Origin of the sequence: Pleomorphovibrio marinus (genome assembly GCF_003347495.1) — a bacterium.
Lineage (GTDB): Bacteria > Bacteroidota > Bacteroidia > Cytophagales > Cyclobacteriaceae > Pleomorphovibrio > Pleomorphovibrio marinus.
The window spans coordinates 1-1,602 of sequence record NZ_QCXY01000031.1 but is presented as its reverse complement, the minus strand read 5'-3'; the positions used below and the strand labels follow the sequence as shown (position 1 = coordinate 1,602).

Annotated in this window: 1 protein-coding gene; it reads left to right on the top strand. The window is 44.1% G+C overall.

From position 1 onward, the window contains the following. Positions 1-144: 144 nt before the first annotated feature. Positions 145-1,497, top strand: coding sequence for a transposase (locus tag DB520_RS26205; RefSeq protein ID WP_114752795.1), 1,353 nt, complete (start codon positions 145-147; stop codon positions 1,495-1,497). The last annotated feature ends 105 nt before the right edge of the window (positions 1,498-1,602 follow it).

Here is a 1,602-nt window from a genome sequence, read left to right as displayed (position 1 = left end):
TAGGGCTTCTTTCTAAATTCTAATATAGCTGATATTCAATGAATTAAGTAAATAAAATTTAATTCAAAAACCCCGAAAATAGTCGCTTTTAGGCTTTTTCCGGGGTTTTCTTTTTTGTATTTTAATGTCGCTAAACAAAATACTATGGAAGATACAGCCCAACTCCAGATTTTCAAAGACTTCGACGGATATTCTCCAAAATATCATTTTTTTAAGAATTCATTGTTCGGCCAGATAAAAGACTCCATTCCCTGGGAGGAGCTCGCCTGCTGCCTTCCTGCGGAGAATAAAGGTCCCGGAGCTCCCAGGTGGTTTGACGCCAAGGGAATGTTTGCCATGATGTTCCTCAAGGCCTACCTCAATGTCAGCGACAGACAGCTGATCGAAAGGTTCAACACAGATTACAGTCTGCAGATGTTCTGTGGCAAACTTCTGGCCGAAGATAAACAGATCAGGGATTATACCCTTATGACAGGGATAAGGGCCTATATTGAAGAAAACTGTGAATGGGAACAGGTTCAATCAGTGCTACTCGACCACTGGAAAAGGGATGTGAACAATTCCCATGTCCTTCTCATGGACGCCACCTGTTACGAGAGCTATATCCGCTTTCCCACCGATGTAAAACTTTTATGGGAGTGCTGTGAATGGGTGTTTGAAAAGCAGCTTTTCAGGTTATGCAAAATCCTGAAAACCAAACGGCCTCGTTCCAAATACCGGGAACAGAAGATTAAGCAGCTTGCCTATTTCAGGAAAAGGAGGAACACACATAAAGAGACGCTCCGCAGAAGGGAATCGCTGGTCTACCTGCTGGAAAAAGGAATCGGACAGCTTCAGCAAATAATGGATATGTTCCGGGGCGAATGTATGAGGCCGGAAGATTTTGCCTGTCTGAGGACCATCAAGAAAATTCTGGTACAGCAGACTTTCCTGTTGACCCACCAGCCATCTGAGCTGAAAGACAGGATCGTTTCCCTTCACAAACCCTATGTCAGGCCTATAGTAAGGGGAAAGGAAAACAAACCTGTAGAGTTCGGGATGAAAGTACACATGCTGCAGGTGGACGGGCTCTCCTTTATAGACAAGATGAGCTTCAGAAACTTCAATGAATGTAAAAGGCTGAAAATCTCTGTGGTGAAACACAAAACAGTTTTTAAAGGGACATCACAGCTTGGCGCAGACAGGATATATGCCACCAACGAAAACAGAAGATACTGTACCGGAAACAGCATATTCAGCTGCTTCCCCAAAAAGGGTCCAAAAAACCACTCCAAAGCTGAAAAGATACTCAGCAGTGAAATATCAAAGCAGAGGTCAACGGTCATGGAAGGAATATTCGGGACACACAAAGACCATTACGGACTGAGAAAAATAAAGGTCCGGGGAGAAAAGCGGGAGATGCTGATGGTGCTTTTTGCAACCATGGCGGCCAATGCGGTAAAAATCGCAAAGAAAAGAAACCGGGAGGAGCCTGCACCCAGAGAGAAGGCAGCCTGAAGAGAAAAACGATCAAAAAATCTTTTTTCGGGGGATACCTATGCCCAATGGATAAAAGGGCAAAGAAAACCCAAACAATGCCCCACCAAATTGAACTTTACCGTA